Here is a 13,334-nt window from a genome sequence, read left to right as displayed (position 1 = left end):
ATTGTAGCGCTTCACAAAATTCCAGTCAATTCTGATTGTCTGAATAACAATTAGAAGTTAACTTCTATTTATATTTTCTCTTTTTTTGCCCAACTTGTCTAGAGGTCTTTACTACATTTTATTTTTTGTTGTTAATTTGTAAAATTTAATTCAAACTTTTTTCAAAATCCACTTGACTATAGTAAGTAACTATTTTATTATTACTTACTTAAGATAAGTTAATAACTTTTAGGGGGTTTTTAAAAATGATGGATTTCGGTCTACTTATTATTCGTCTTATTATAGGAATTACATTCATGGGTCATGGCGCTCAAAAATTATTTGGTTGGTTCGGCGGTTACGGTTTAAAAGGAACAGGTGGCTGGATGGAGTCAATCGGTTTACGTCCTGGTGTATTTATGGCATTTATGGCTGGCGCAACTGAATTACTAGGTGGTTTCTTATTCGCATCAGGTATTTTCATTGTAGTTGGTTCATTATTTATCGTTGGAACAATGTTAATGGCTATCTTCACTGTTCACGGAAAAAATGGTTACTGGGTAACACAAAACGGATATGAATATAACTTAATGTTAATCGCTGTTGCTGTTGGTGTAGCTTTAATCGGACCTGGCGCATACGTTTTACTTTAATTTTTATCTCAAATTTGAGATTCTTGAAAAAGAACTTACTTCATTACAATTGAAGTAAGTTCTTTTTATGAAACAAAATATTATTTCCAGCAGGATTTTCTCATCGTTATCTTGTAAACAAACAATAAGTATTCATATTTAGAAAGGGGATTACAAGCATGTTATCCATTAATCCAAATGAACAAACTGAAAAAGATAATTACAAATTACTTACTGGAAGTATCATCCCTCGCCCTGTCGCATTCGTTACTTCTTTAACAAAAGACGGTGTATTAAACGGCGCACCATATAGTTATTTTAATATTGTCGCTGCTAATCCACCACTTATCTCAGTATCTGTACAACGAAAAGCCGGAGAAAGAAAGGACACTTCCCGAAACGCAATTGAAAAAGGTGAATTTGTCGTACATATTTCTGACGAATCATATGTAGCAGCAATTAATGAAACAGCAGCTAATCTCCCGCCAAATGAAAGTGAAATTGAACTAGCAAAACTAACACCAATCGAAAGTGAAGTCATCTCTGTTCCAGGTGTAAAAGAAGCAAATATTCGAATGGAATGCGTATTAGAACGTGCAATTCCACTTGGCGGAACAGAAGACTCACCAGCTTGTGATCTACTAATTGGACGCGTCGTTCGTTTCCACGTTGCCGAACATCTATATGAAAAAGGGCGCATTCACGCCGAAGGGCTCAAACCAATAAGCCGCCTAGCAGGACACAACTATGCAAAATTAGGAGAACAATTTGAATTGGTTAGGCCAGTTTAAAAGCGAAAGCGGCTCGCTCAGAATGGGAGGGGGATGGAGCTTCTGACGTAGAGGCGCTTTTTGCCTCGCAGGAAGACGCGAAGCCACCGACCATTCTAGCCGCTGGAACTGGATATATTTAAAAGCAATGGGGCTAGATTCCTCCCATCACTCAAATATAAAATCCCCTGCTTTTTAGCAGGGGATTTTATCATTGTAATTCTTCCTTCTTTTCCTCTAAAGTAGGCATTTTCTCTTTTTTCGGCTTCCCTAGCTTAATTACGAAGAAGTATAGGGAAAGCAATGTAATAAGAAAAACAATTAAAAACGGGTACGGAGAGTAAAAGGCACGCGCCGCCTCAGTCTTTCCCGCAACAAATTTCAATGACTCAATATCTAAAAACTCAGCAAACATTTGTACACCGAGCATACTAAACCAAAAAACAAAAAAACTAATAATAATACCAAAAACTTGCTTCAATCTCGTCATTCATCTCATCCTTTCTATATCTGTAATTTTTAGCGTAATAAATATAGTACAAACAAAATATTCACAGAAAGGAACTATCTCACCATTCACGAATTAACTTAATCCAACCTAACATCGAAATTTGCAAAATAATACCCCAAATTATAAGTCTTCTTAGCCATCGAGGAAAGAAGGTTAAAAATTTAACATACCATTCCAATAGCTTGTTCATAATTCCCTCCTACATAAAATTATATAGGAAAAAGGATATATAATCCAAACCCAACCAAAATGATACCACCTACTATCTCACCGTATGTACCGAGCATATCTTTCGCATGTCTCCCAATTAATAAACCAATCCACGCTAATAACATGCTAACAAATCCAAACAGTAAAATCGTAATAATTGTCTGTGCTCCATAAATACCAAGACTAAGCCCTACTGAGAAACTATCTATACTGACGCCAAATGCAAATACGAATAAACTAATTCCAATAGGGGCAGTTCTAGTCTCTTCATTTTGTAAAATGGTCGAATATACAATATAAAACCCTAGTCCGATTAATAAAATAGCACCCGCAAAATGTGCGATATCTCCATATTTCTCTGATAAAAAACGACCTAGTACCATTCCTATAAACGGCATAATAATATGAAATATACCTATCGTCATACCAATATACAGGATTTGTCTTAACTTTAGGGGCATCATCCCCATACCAAGACTCACCGAGAACGCATCCATCCCTAAGGCGAATGCCATAATTATTAAAGGTATTAGCTGTTCAAACGTCATTCATGCCCCTCCTTGGACGTGCTACTTCACAATATGCTTATCCAAGGAGAAATATTCTGTTTGCTAATCTTACCTTATCATTCAATAATAATATGATGTCCTGCCGCTTTTGTTAAACGATTCATAATTGCATTCCCTATTCCTTCATTAGGGAATGACTCACTAAAAATAACATCCACTTCACTTGCATCAAATGTTCTAAGTACATCATATAATTTAGTCGCAACGCTAGCTAAGTCACTTCTAACACCACAAGATAATATAACATCTGCACTATATACATACTGGTACTCTTCTGTCGTTAATACGCCTACTTTAAATCCTTCTTTCTTTTTCTCATCCACAAGATGCTGAATAAACTCACGTGAGCCCTCAACAATACTAAGTGGTGCTTTCGGCGCATAATGTGTGTATTTCATTCCAGGCGATTTCGGTTTTTCCTTCTCATCCTTTAAAGCTGGATCTAAAGAAACAGTACCTATCACCGCTTCTAATTGTTCTTTCGTAATCCCACCTGGACGTAATATTGTTGGAACCGTGCTTGTACAATCAATTACAGTTGATTCAACGCCTACTCCAGTTGCACCACCATCAACAATACCTGCAATCTTCCCATTCAAATCTTCATATACGTGAGAAGCTAATGTTGGACTTGGACGCCCTGAACGATTCGCACTTGGTGCCGCAACAGGTACATTCGCCTCTTCAATAAGAGCAAGTGCAATTGGATGATCAGGCATTCTTACTCCAACCGTATTAAGTCCTGCCGTCACCTTCTCTGAAATTCCTTCTTTTCTCGGCAAAATAATTGTTAATGGTCCTGGCCAAAAATGCGCCATTAACTTCTCTGCAACTGGTGGAATTTCTTTCACAATCCCATCTAACTGAGATTTTGTACCTATGTGGACAATGAGTGGATTATCACTCGGTCTTCCTTTCGCTTCGAAAATTTTCGCGATTGCTTCATCATCCATCGCGTTTGCCCCTAACCCATATACTGTTTCCGTAGGGAAAGCAACCGCCTCATTTTCTCTTAATAATTTTGCTGCTTCTTGTAACTGTGGATAATATTTTTTTCTTTCCACAACATTATCCACAACCCACATATTTGTATGCATTTTTTTCCACGTCCTTTTCTAGCCTTAAATACTTGTCTATTTTTAGTTTACTATGAGATTTATCCAAAAGACAAACAAGGTTTATCCACAAAATGTGGATAAACCTAATTAATCCGTGGATAACTTTGTGAATAGCTGACAATTTAGTATTATTGCATTCTGCTCTTTTATATTTTTACAAAAATGTTCTAGCTGTTGAATTCCCTCTGGAACCTCATCCTTTTCTATAGTAAAAAAGTCAAAGAACTGAAAGATCGGTACAGATTGTGGATGATTTGTTAGTAAGTACAATTGTTGAACACTTTTTTCTTTCATATACTGCAAAAACATTTCAAAAAAATATAAGAAAGTCTGTTTATCCACATGAGGTGTGAATAAACAAGAACGAATAAGTACATCTTCCCCACTTTGTTCATAACCAATTACAGCTCGTATTTCTTCCGCCTCTTCCAAAATCATAAATTGTGCGTACAACTCATTTATTTTATCATCTTTTTTATTAGCTTGTCCGAAAAAAGAATGTAATCTTTCCACATCTGCTTTCGTAGCAAAATACACTTTCTTCATAATAAATCCCTCCTCATTTTTATATATGAGGAGGGATTTATTAATAGTACTATTTAGAGAATAAAGATGTAAAAGCTTCTACAATAAACAATTTAACTTCTGGCTTTTTTTCTTCCTCTTCTACTTTTACATACTCATTTTGCTTTTCTTGTTTTTTCTCCACAGGTTTCTCCACTTTTTCCACATTTTTTGTTTCTTCTTTACTTACAGGCTGCTCTTCGACTTTTGTTTCATTTTTCACTACTTTCTTTTCAGAAGCTGTTACTTTTTTTACTGCTTCCCGCTTTACAACTTTCGTTTCTTTTACCTTATCCACTTTATTCTCTTCTGTATCTACTACTTCCTCATCTAGTTGTACCTGCTCCTCTTCAGGAGATTCCGCCTTCACAACGTGCTCTTCTTTTCTTACAGCTGTCCCGCTCGAAAAATCTAAGAAACACATCGGTGGAAATAATACACACCACCAGTTTGCCCCTTCACCTTCCCCAATTGTAATTAAGACTGCTTCATATTCCCCTGCCGGATAAATAAAATTCCCATATACCTTTGTAGGAAACTTTACATTCTTACTAAATTTCACTTGAAATGAATCTTTACTTCCTTCTCTTTTTAACGTATTTTCCACCGTTTTCTCGATTTCTGGAATATGACTTTGAATTACTTTGCGTGCCTCTTCAAATGAAGTTAAATCCGCTACCCATCCATCAATTTGTGCTTTTACTTCATCACGCACTTTACGCTTCAATGCCTGGTCTTTATCTGAATCACTATTTGCTAAAATTCTTAATCGAACGGCCTCTTTCGGAATAACTGAAGGCCCTTTCGCATCAGCTTTCATATATCCAAACTGCACAAGTAACTGTGCACCAATTAATAGTATAAGAAGATAAGCAATAACTTGTTTTTTCATTTCCTCCACCGTCCCTTCTACAAACAGTGTGGACAGACTTTCATCTTTCTAAACTATTAAATTCAAAATCTATATGAATTTTCCCACAAAAAAATAGAGTAAGGTGTGAACCTTACTCCATCTCTGCAAATACCATACGATCTTTTCCGTTAATATCGAAAACAACCTCAACATGAGCATGTGGAAAAGCTTGTTGTAACAATCTTTTTACATCCTCACCTTGTCCTACTCCAATTTCAAACGCCACAATCGCTTTCTTCTGCAACACATTCGGCAATTCTTCCATAAAACGGCGATAGAAATCTAATCCGTCTTCACCACCAACAAGTGCTCTCTTCGGCTCATGCTCTTTCACAACAGGAGAAAGACCACGCCAATCCTCTTCCGGTATATATGGAGGATTTGAAACAACAACATCTAGCTTTTGACCCGTTTTATGAAATGGTGACAATAAATCACCGTGATAGAACGTTACTTCTGCACCTAAAGCTTTTGCATTTTCTTTTGCAACTTCAATCGACTCTTGTGCAATATCTACTGTATACACATGAAGATTTTTATTTTCTAAAGCAAGCGTAATAGAAATCGCTCCACTACCTGTACCTATATCTGCTACATGTAGTTTCTCATCACCAAAATGGCGCTCGATTCTTTCTAATACTCCCACTATAAGCTCTTCTGTTTCCGGCCTTGGTATTAATACTTCTTCATTCACAAAGAAAGACCGTCCATAAAACATTTCATAACCAATCATATATTGAATAGGAATACCTTCTACATGCTTATGGATAAACTCCGTAAAGCTTTTCTCTTGTTCCTCAGTTATTTCTTCACGCATATTCATAAGTAATCCTGTTCTGTTCACCTTTAATACATGACAAAGGACAATTTCTCCCGCATTTTCATCTCGTCCATTTTCCTGTAAAAAAGAAGAAGCCCATTTCAGGGCTTCATAGACACGCATTACTCAGCTGCCTCCATCTTTTGAGCCTGATCTTCCATCACTAAGGCATTGATGAAATCATCTAACTTACCTTGTAAGATTTGATCTAGCTTTTGAATCGTTAAACCGATTCGATGGTCTGTAACACGGTTTTGCGGGAAGTTATACGTACGAATACGCTCTGAACGATCTCCCGTACCAACAGCTTGTTTACGGTTTTGATCATACTCAGCTTGCGCTTCTTGTCTAAACTTATCATAAACACGTGCGCGTAATACTTTCATCGCTTTTTCTTTATTCTTGATCTGTGATTTCTCATCCTGACAAGATACAACTACACCAGTCGGTAAATGCGTTAAACGCACCGCTGACATCGTTGTATTAACGCTCTGTCCACCAGGTCCACTAGAAGCGAATGTATCAACACGAACATCTTTCTCATGAATATCAATTTCTACTTCTTCTGCCTCTGGTAATACAGCTACAGTTGCTGTAGATGTATGAATACGTCCACCAGATTCCGTTTCAGGAACACGTTGTACACGGTGAGCACCATTCTCGAATTTCAGCTTCGCGAAAGCACCTTTACCATTAATCATAAAGATAATCTCTTTATATCCACCTAACTCTGTATAGCTAGCCTCAATAATCTCCGTTTTCCAGCCCTGTACCTCAGCGTAACGGCTATACATACGGTATAAGTCACCAGCAAATAAAGCTGCCTCGTCTCCACCAGCAGCTCCACGAACCTCAACGATAACGTTCTTATCATCATTAGGGTCTTTTGGAACAAGTAAAATTTTCAGACGCTCTGATAATGTTTTATCTTGTGATTCTAACTCAGAAACTTCTTCTTTTACCATTTCACGCATTTCTGCGTCTAACTTATCTTCTAACATTGCTTTCGCATCTTTTAATTGCTCACGAACATCCTTATACTCACGATACACCTCTACCGTTTCCTGTATATCAGACTGTTCCTTTGAATATTCACGAAGCTTATTTGAATCACTAATAATCGCTGGATCACTTAACAATTCATTTAACTTCTCATAACGATTTTCTACAGCTTGCAAACGATCTAACACATCATTCACCTCTACATCCTAGTATCTAATACAAATAGTATATGGTACTTACTCAAAAAAACGCAAATTATATTTAAAAGCGCAAGCGGCTCAAACCGCTCATTCTCTCTATTTTGAAAAAAACCCGCCTTGCGCAGCGAGTTTTACTTATCTTTGTTTGCAGGTACTGCATGACAATGACGACAACGTGGTTCATACGATTCTGAAGCTCCAACTAAAATAATTGGATCATCAAATGCCGCTGGTTCTCCATCAATTAATCGTTGTGTACGACTTGCTGGAGATCCACATACAGAACATACTGCTTGTAGTTTTGTCACATGTTCAGCAATCGCCATCAGCTGAGGAACTTGTCCAAATGGTAGACCACGGAAATCTTGGTCTAAACCAGCTACAATGACACGATAGCCACGATTTGCCAATACTTGCACCACTTCCACAATGTCCCCATCAAAAAATTGCACCTCATCGATTGCAATAACATCCAGCTCTTCTGTAATATGTTCAAATATATCCTTTGAAGCTGAAACAGGAACTGCTTTTACCTTTAATCCGTTATGTGATACAACATCTTCTTCACTATATCGATTATCAATACATGGTTTAAATACAATTGCATGTTGTTTTGCAAATTGCGTACGGCGCACACGGCGGATTAGCTCTTCTGACTTGCCAGAAAACATACTACCGCAAATCACTTCAATCCAGCCATTTTGATTTATTAAGTACATGAAGCTCTCCTTTCATCTACTTTTCAGTTAAAAGTAGGGTAAAGGTATAATATTTTCGCAAAAAAAACAGACAAGCGAATACATACACTTGCCTGTTTTATGTTTTTATTACTTAAGACCGTATTTCTTATTGAAGCGGTCAACGCGTCCGTCTGCAGTAGCAAACTTCTGACGTCCAGTGTAGAATGGGTGAGAATCAGAACTGATCTCAACTTTTAGTAATGGATAAGTGTTACCATCTTCCCACTCAACAGTTTCGTTAGATCCTTTAGTAGATCCGCTTAAGAATTTGAAGCCTGTGTTTGTGTCCATGAATACAACTTTCTTGTAATCTGGGTGAATTCCTGCTTTCATTCTTTTCATCTCCTTCCGCCCTGAATCATTTTCGAAACAGAGTTTTTCATCTTCAGCTGCATACACAACTATATTGATGAAACACATATGATGAAATTATAACAAGGCTAACTTCATTTTGCAACTACCTGTTTTTGTCTTTTGAAATTAAAAGTGGAGACGGCTCGTTTAGCTCTGACTGGCTAAGGTTCTCTCGCACAAAAGGTGCTTTTTACCTTTAGTGCGGGAGGTTCTTAGACACGAAGAGCTAGCCGTCGGAACTAGATACAATTTAAAAGCAGAAGCCACCGACCATTCTAGCCGCTGGAGCTGGTATTATCTTAAAAGTGGAGGTGGCTCGCTCAGCTCTGACCAGTTAAGGTTCTTTCGCCCTAAAGGTGCTTTTTACCTTTCGGGCGGAAGGTTCTTAGATGCGAAGAGCTAGCCACCGGAACTGGATATCATTTAAAAGCAGAAGCGGCTCGTTCAGAATCCAGGACACTTCGAACTCTCGACCTTGAAGCGCTTTTTGCTTCATGCGAGAGAGTGAAATGACCGGAGATTTTAGCCGCTGGAGGGAGCTCATCCAGCTCTGACTGGCTAAGGTTCTCTCACTTATCTCTCTCTTTAATATCACCTAAACAGCATAAAAAACTCGCTTACTATAAAATAAGCGAGTCCTGATTTTTTTCCCTTTACTTAGTTGTTACATACCTTTTCGAGTCTGCAACAATGTTTTGTAAAAACTCTTCATTTGTCTTCGTTTGACGAAGCTTACGTAAGAAACTTTCAACAAAGTCTGGTGTATCACGCATTGTCTTACGAATGCCCCATAACTTGTCTAAATGTTCTTTTGGAATTAATAGATCTTCTTTACGTGTACCAGAACGACGAATATCAATCGCTGGGAAGATACGACGTTCAGCTAATGAACGATCTAAGTGAAGTTCCATATTTCCAGTTCCTTTAAATTCCTCGTAAATAACATCGTCCATACGTGATCCTGTATCAACAAGGGCTGTTGCTAAAATTGTTAAGCTACCGCCTTCTTCAATATTACGTGCAGCTCCAAAGAAACGCTTCGGTCTATGGAAGGCAGCTGGATCGATACCACCTGATAATGTTCTACCACTTGGTGGAATAACGAGGTTGTAAGCTCGAGCTAAACGGGTAATACTATCCATTAAAATGATAACATCTTTCTTGTGCTCTACAAGACGCATCGCACGTTCTAACACAAGCTCAGCTACTTTAATATGATTTTCTGGTACTTCATCAAAAGTAGAACTTACAACATCTCCTTTAACAGAACGTTCAATGTCTGTTACTTCCTCTGGACGCTCATCAATTAAAAGTACAATTAGTTCTGCTTCCGGATGATTTGTTGTAACACTGTGCGCGATTTCTTTTAATAGACTTGTTTTACCAGCCTTTGGAGGCGCAACAATTAAACCACGTTGTCCAAATCCAACTGGTGCGATTAAATCCATGATGCGTGTCGGTAACTTTTTCGGTTCCGTTTCCAATTTCATTTGGCGATCTGGGTATAATGGTGTTAATGCAGGGAAATGCACACGCTCTTTTGCTGAATCTGGATCATCTCCGTTTACAGCTTCAACTTGTAATAACCCAAAATAGCGTTCATTTTCTTTCGGAGGTCGTACTTTACCAGAAACCTTATCTCCATTACGTAAATCGAAACGACGAATTTGCGAAGCTGAGATATAAATATCTTCTGAGCTTGGAGAATAGTTGATAGGACGTAGGAATCCAAATCCTTCTGATTGAATAATTTCTAATACGCCTTCCATGAAAAAGAAACCTTCTTTTTCTGCTCGAGCTTTCAAAATAGAAAAAATCAGCTCTTTTTTCGTTAACTTGCTATAATACGAAATCTTAAATTCTTTCGCAAGCTCGTATAACTCTTTTAATTTCATGTTTTCTAATGCTGCAATTGACAAATTCATTCAGACACCACACTTTAACGTTATTCTCTTTTTTCATGGGTAAAGGGAAAAAATACGGAAGGCAAATAATTAATAATGAAAGGCAATAAGTTCAAGTAGGGTAATATTCACTATTGTAACCCTTTTATCTAGTTTTAATCAATACGTTGGAACACAAATACAAGAAGCGAAGACAAGAAAATTTGTCTTCGCTTCTTATTTAATTTAGTTCCAGCTCCGATAGTTAGAAAGATCGACCATTTTAACCTTTCTGAAGGAGCTGCTTACGCTTTTTATTTAATCTAGCTTCAGCAGCTAGAATGGTCGGTGGCTTCACTTCTTCCTGTGAGGCAAAAAGCGCCTCTACGTCAGAAGCTCCATCCCCCTCCCATTCTGAACGAGCTGCTTACGCTTTTTATTTAATAACCAAGTTTGGTTTTTTATTCAAGCTATGACGTCCATCCACGAAGCGAACTGTGCCTGATTTTGCGCGCATAACAAGGGATTGCGTTGTTCCTACGCTACCTTTAAATTGAACACCGCGTAATAGTTCTCCATCTGTTACGCCTGTTGCTGCAAAGATTGCATCGTCACCTTTTACTAAGTCCTCCATGCGAAGGATACGATTAATGTCTTCTATGCCCATTTTTTTACAACGTGCTAATTCAGCTTCGTTTTGTGGCAATAGTTTTCCGTGAATTTCTCCACCTAAACATTTTAAAGCAACTGCTGCTAATACACCTTCAGGTGCTCCACCAGACCCAAATAAAATATCTACACCTGTACGATCAAACGCTGTATTAATCGCTCCAGCTACATCTCCATCATTAATCAATTTAATGCGCGCACCAGCTTTACGAATTTCTTCGATAATTTCTTGATGACGTGGACGATTTAAAACTGTCGCTACAACATCTTCAATATCTTTATTTTTCGCTTTCGCAACTGCACGTAAGTTATCAATAATAGGCGCATCAATGTCGACCGCCCCAACTGCTTCTGGGCCAACCGCGATTTTATCCATGTACATGTCAGGGGCATGTAACAAATTACCGTGGTCTGCAATTGCAATGACAGCAAGAGCATTCCAGCCACCAGCTGCTACGATGTTTGTCCCTTCTAAAGGATCAACCGCAACGTCTACACGTGGTCCATATCCTGTACCTAATTTCTCTCCGATATATAGCATTGGTGCTTCATCCATCTCACCTTCACCAATTACAACTGTACCTTTCATCGGAATTGTATCAAATACATCACGCATAGCTGATGTTGCTGCACCGTCTGCCTCATCCTTTTTCCCGCGCCCCATCCAACGCGCTGATGATAAAGCTGCAGCCTCTGTTACACGTACTAACTCCATAGATAAACTTCTTTCCACGATAATCCCTCTCCTTTAAGCCTTTATATTTCTGCCGTATTTTATGAACCGTGTTTTTCTATAAAGTGTACTTCCGCAAGTAGTGATGCTTCGCTTCCCCCTTGCGGAAGTATCACTTATGCGTTCTTCATTTCTTCAATTTCTTGCTTTGTCATTTGTTCTCGCCAAATGTTTGCACCAAGCCCTTTAAGCTTGTCCACTATATTCTCATAACCTCGATCAATATGCTCAAGTCCTGTTACTTCTGTAATTCCATCTGCCATTAACCCTGCAATAACAAGTGCCGCTCCTGCTCGTAAATCACTCGCCTTCACTTTTGCACCTTGCAGTAACACAGGACCAGTTACAATTGCCGAACGACCCTCTACTTTAATTTGAGCATTCATACGACGTAATTCATCAATGTGTTTGAAACGGGCACCGTAAATTGTATCTGTTACAACTCCCGTCCCGTGTGCCTTTGTTAAAAGCGTCGTAAACGGCTGTTGTAAATCCGTTGGAAAACCTGGATATACAAGCGTTTTGATATCAACTACTTTTAACTTTCTATTACCGTTCACCGTAATTTGATCATCGTTCGTTTCAACTTGAACACCAGCTTCTCTTAGCTTTGCAGTAACTGATTCTAAATGCTGAGGAATAACGTTATCAACCGTTACTTCTCCTCCTGATGCAGCTCCTAGAATCATATACGTACCAGCTTCAATACGATCTGGAATGATAGTATGGTGACAACCATGTAAAGAGTCAACACCATCTATTCGGATTACATCAGTACCAGCACCTTTAATACGTGCTCCCATGCTTGTTAACAATGTAGCTACATCAATGATCTCAGGCTCTTTCGCTGCATTTTCAATAACAGTTCTACCTTTCGCTCGTACAGCTGCTAGCATAATATTAATCGTAGCTCCTACACTAACAACATCTAAATAAATACGTGCCCCGCGTAGCTCATCTGCTCTTAAATAGATGGCACCTTGTTCATTCGTAACATGTGCACCTAGCGCTTCAAACCCTTTAATATGCTGATCAATCGGCCTCGGTCCTAAATGACATCCACCCGGAAGCCCAATAACAGCTTTTTTAAAACGGCCAAGCATTGCACCCATTAAATAATAAGAAGCGCGCAATTTTTTCACTTTTCCATTTGGCAAAGGCATTGCAACCATGTTAGAAGGATCGACTACCATCTCTTCCTCCTGTCCATAAGTTACTTTCCCTCCAATTTCCTCTAGTAAGTCTCCTAACATTTTCACGTCCGAAATATTAGGGACACCACCAATAGTTACTGGAGTATCTGCTAAAATTGTCGCTGGAATTAATGCAACGGCACTGTTCTTTGCACCACTTACTCGAATTGTTCCATTTAAAGCTCTTCCGCCTTCAATTAGCAATTTTTCCATATTGAGCTCCCTTCTTGTGAATGTATTTACTTTCTATCTTTTTATAGAAAGCTCCCCTTAAGAATCTCAATTACTCTTTCCATCCCAAAACTCAATAAATAGGAAACCATTATCTTCATTTCTCCTGTAGCACGAATAGATAAAGATCAACTATTCATCGAATTCACTTTATCAATTTAGATACGTTATCACATTTATTAATAGGACTATGCACATTATTTTCTATTTAAAAACCAAAAATGATAAAATCTTTAGACTTGT

15 protein-coding genes are annotated in these 13,334 nt (G+C 38.2%); 2 read left to right on the top strand and 13 right to left on the bottom strand.

All coding sequences use genetic code 11. The features are described 5' to 3' along the window. Positions 1–245: 245 nt before the first annotated feature. Both MR168_RS04680 and MR168_RS04675 read left to right on the top strand, forming a co-directional pair. Positions 246–632 carry a DoxX family protein gene (locus MR168_RS04680; RefSeq protein WP_000968616.1) on the top strand — a complete coding sequence of 129 codons (387 nt, stop codon included), beginning with the start codon at positions 246–248 and terminating at the stop codon, positions 630–632. Positions 633–790: 158 nt separating this feature from the next. Beyond that, a complete protein-coding gene (locus tag MR168_RS04675; protein WP_000949046.1) occupies positions 791–1,402 on the top strand; it encodes a flavin reductase family protein in 612 nt (203 codons plus the stop codon). A 190-nt stretch (positions 1,403–1,592) separates the two neighbouring features. Here the strand turns inward: MR168_RS04675 and MR168_RS04670 are convergent, their stop codons facing one another. The 13 genes from MR168_RS04670 to murA all read right to left on the bottom strand — a co-directional run bounded on the left by MR168_RS04670 (position 1,593) and on the right by murA (position 13,073). Then, positions 1,593–1,871 carry a DUF3935 domain-containing protein gene (locus MR168_RS04670; protein ID WP_000197472.1) on the bottom strand — a complete coding sequence of 93 codons (279 nt, stop codon included), beginning with the start codon at positions 1,869–1,871 and terminating at the stop codon, positions 1,593–1,595. A gap of 79 nt (positions 1,872–1,950) precedes the next feature. Next, positions 1,951–2,082, bottom strand: a complete 132-nt coding sequence (locus tag MR168_RS33300) for a hypothetical protein (protein ID WP_001037634.1) — start codon at positions 2,080–2,082, stop codon at positions 1,951–1,953. A 19-nt stretch (positions 2,083–2,101) separates the two neighbouring features. Beyond that, the gene (locus MR168_RS04665; RefSeq protein WP_000142475.1) at positions 2,102–2,650 is read right to left on the bottom strand and encodes a manganese efflux pump MntP; all 549 of its coding nucleotides are present in this window, start codon (positions 2,648–2,650) and stop codon (positions 2,102–2,104) included. A gap of 77 nt (positions 2,651–2,727) precedes the next feature. Next, the gene (locus MR168_RS04660) at positions 2,728–3,768 is read right to left on the bottom strand and encodes an L-threonylcarbamoyladenylate synthase (protein ID WP_000557354.1); all 1,041 of its coding nucleotides are present in this window, start codon (positions 3,766–3,768) and stop codon (positions 2,728–2,730) included. Positions 3,769–3,876: 108 nt separating this feature from the next. Further along, positions 3,877–4,335, bottom strand: a complete 459-nt coding sequence (locus MR168_RS04655; protein WP_000758437.1) for a GNAT family N-acetyltransferase — start codon at positions 4,333–4,335, stop codon at positions 3,877–3,879. A 49-nt stretch (positions 4,336–4,384) separates the two neighbouring features. Then, positions 4,385–5,245 carry a stage II sporulation protein R gene (spoIIR, locus tag MR168_RS04650; protein ID WP_048534681.1) on the bottom strand — a complete coding sequence of 287 codons (861 nt, stop codon included), beginning with the start codon at positions 5,243–5,245 and terminating at the stop codon, positions 4,385–4,387. A gap of 112 nt (positions 5,246–5,357) precedes the next feature. Further along, positions 5,358–6,209, bottom strand: a complete 852-nt coding sequence (gene prmC, locus MR168_RS04645; RefSeq protein ID WP_001267065.1) for a peptide chain release factor N(5)-glutamine methyltransferase — start codon at positions 6,207–6,209, stop codon at positions 5,358–5,360. Next, positions 6,209–7,276: a peptide chain release factor 1 gene (gene prfA / locus MR168_RS04640; protein ID WP_000887064.1), complete on the bottom strand. Its 1,068-nt coding sequence runs from the start codon at positions 7,274–7,276 to the stop codon at positions 6,209–6,211. The genes prmC and prfA overlap by 1 nt, the downstream gene beginning before the upstream one ends. A gap of 143 nt (positions 7,277–7,419) precedes the next feature. Next, the gene (locus tag MR168_RS04635) at positions 7,420–8,007 is read right to left on the bottom strand and encodes a thymidine kinase (protein WP_000280859.1); all 588 of its coding nucleotides are present in this window, start codon (positions 8,005–8,007) and stop codon (positions 7,420–7,422) included. Between the two features lie 108 nt (positions 8,008–8,115). Further along, a complete protein-coding gene (locus MR168_RS04630) occupies positions 8,116–8,361 on the bottom strand; it encodes a type B 50S ribosomal protein L31 (RefSeq protein ID WP_000643433.1) in 246 nt (81 codons plus the stop codon). A 674-nt stretch (positions 8,362–9,035) separates the two neighbouring features. Beyond that, positions 9,036–10,307, bottom strand: coding sequence for a transcription termination factor Rho (gene rho, locus MR168_RS04625; protein WP_001053903.1), 1,272 nt, complete (start codon positions 10,305–10,307; stop codon positions 9,036–9,038). 394 nt (positions 10,308–10,701) lie between these two features. Continuing rightward, positions 10,702–11,667, bottom strand: coding sequence for a class II fructose-bisphosphatase (glpX, locus tag MR168_RS04620; protein ID WP_000442340.1), 966 nt, complete (start codon positions 11,665–11,667; stop codon positions 10,702–10,704). A gap of 116 nt (positions 11,668–11,783) precedes the next feature. Next, on the bottom strand, positions 11,784–13,073 hold the full coding sequence (gene murA, locus MR168_RS04615; RefSeq protein WP_000413254.1) for a UDP-N-acetylglucosamine 1-carboxyvinyltransferase: 1,290 nt from the start codon (positions 13,071–13,073) through the stop codon (positions 11,784–11,786). Positions 13,074–13,334: the final 261 nt, after the last annotated feature.

The sequence above is a fragment of the Bacillus cereus group sp. BfR-BA-01356 genome, assembly GCF_022663635.1.
GTDB classification, from domain to species: domain Bacteria; phylum Bacillota; class Bacilli; order Bacillales; family Bacillaceae_G; genus Bacillus_A; species Bacillus_A cereus.
This window is presented reverse-complemented; position numbering and strand designations above follow the sequence as displayed.

Bases quoted from the DNA above. Each gene is read 5' to 3' on its own strand.
- MR168_RS04680 (WP_000968616.1), top strand. From the start codon at position 246: ATGATGGATTTCGGTCTACTTATTATTCGTCTTATTATAGGAATTACA.
- MR168_RS04675 (WP_000949046.1), top strand. From the start codon at position 791: ATGTTATCCATTAATCCAAATGAACAAACTGAAAAAGATAATTACAAA.
- MR168_RS04670 (WP_000197472.1), bottom strand. From the start codon at position 1,871: ATGACGAGATTGAAGCAAGTTTTTGGTATTATTATTAGTTTTTTTGTT.
- MR168_RS33300 (WP_001037634.1), bottom strand. From the start codon at position 2,082: ATGAACAAGCTATTGGAATGGTATGTTAAATTTTTAACCTTCTTTCCT.
- MR168_RS04665 (WP_000142475.1), bottom strand. From the start codon at position 2,650: ATGACGTTTGAACAGCTAATACCTTTAATAATTATGGCATTCGCCTTA.
- MR168_RS04660 (WP_000557354.1), bottom strand. From the start codon at position 3,768: ATGCATACAAATATGTGGGTTGTGGATAATGTTGTGGAAAGAAAAAAA.
- MR168_RS04655 (WP_000758437.1), bottom strand. From the start codon at position 4,335: ATGAAGAAAGTGTATTTTGCTACGAAAGCAGATGTGGAAAGATTACAT.
- spoIIR (WP_048534681.1), bottom strand. From the start codon at position 5,245: ATGAAAAAACAAGTTATTGCTTATCTTCTTATACTATTAATTGGTGCA.
- prmC (WP_001267065.1), bottom strand. From the start codon at position 6,209: ATGCGTGTCTATGAAGCCCTGAAATGGGCTTCTTCTTTTTTACAGGAA.
- MR168_RS04635 (WP_000280859.1), bottom strand. From the start codon at position 8,007: ATGTACTTAATAAATCAAAATGGCTGGATTGAAGTGATTTGCGGTAGT.
- MR168_RS04630 (WP_000643433.1), bottom strand. From the start codon at position 8,361: ATGAAAGCAGGAATTCACCCAGATTACAAGAAAGTTGTATTCATGGAC.
- rho (WP_001053903.1), bottom strand. From the start codon at position 10,307: ATGAATTTGTCAATTGCAGCATTAGAAAACATGAAATTAAAAGAGTTA.
- murA (WP_000413254.1), bottom strand. From the start codon at position 13,073: ATGGAAAAATTGCTAATTGAAGGCGGAAGAGCTTTAAATGGAACAATT.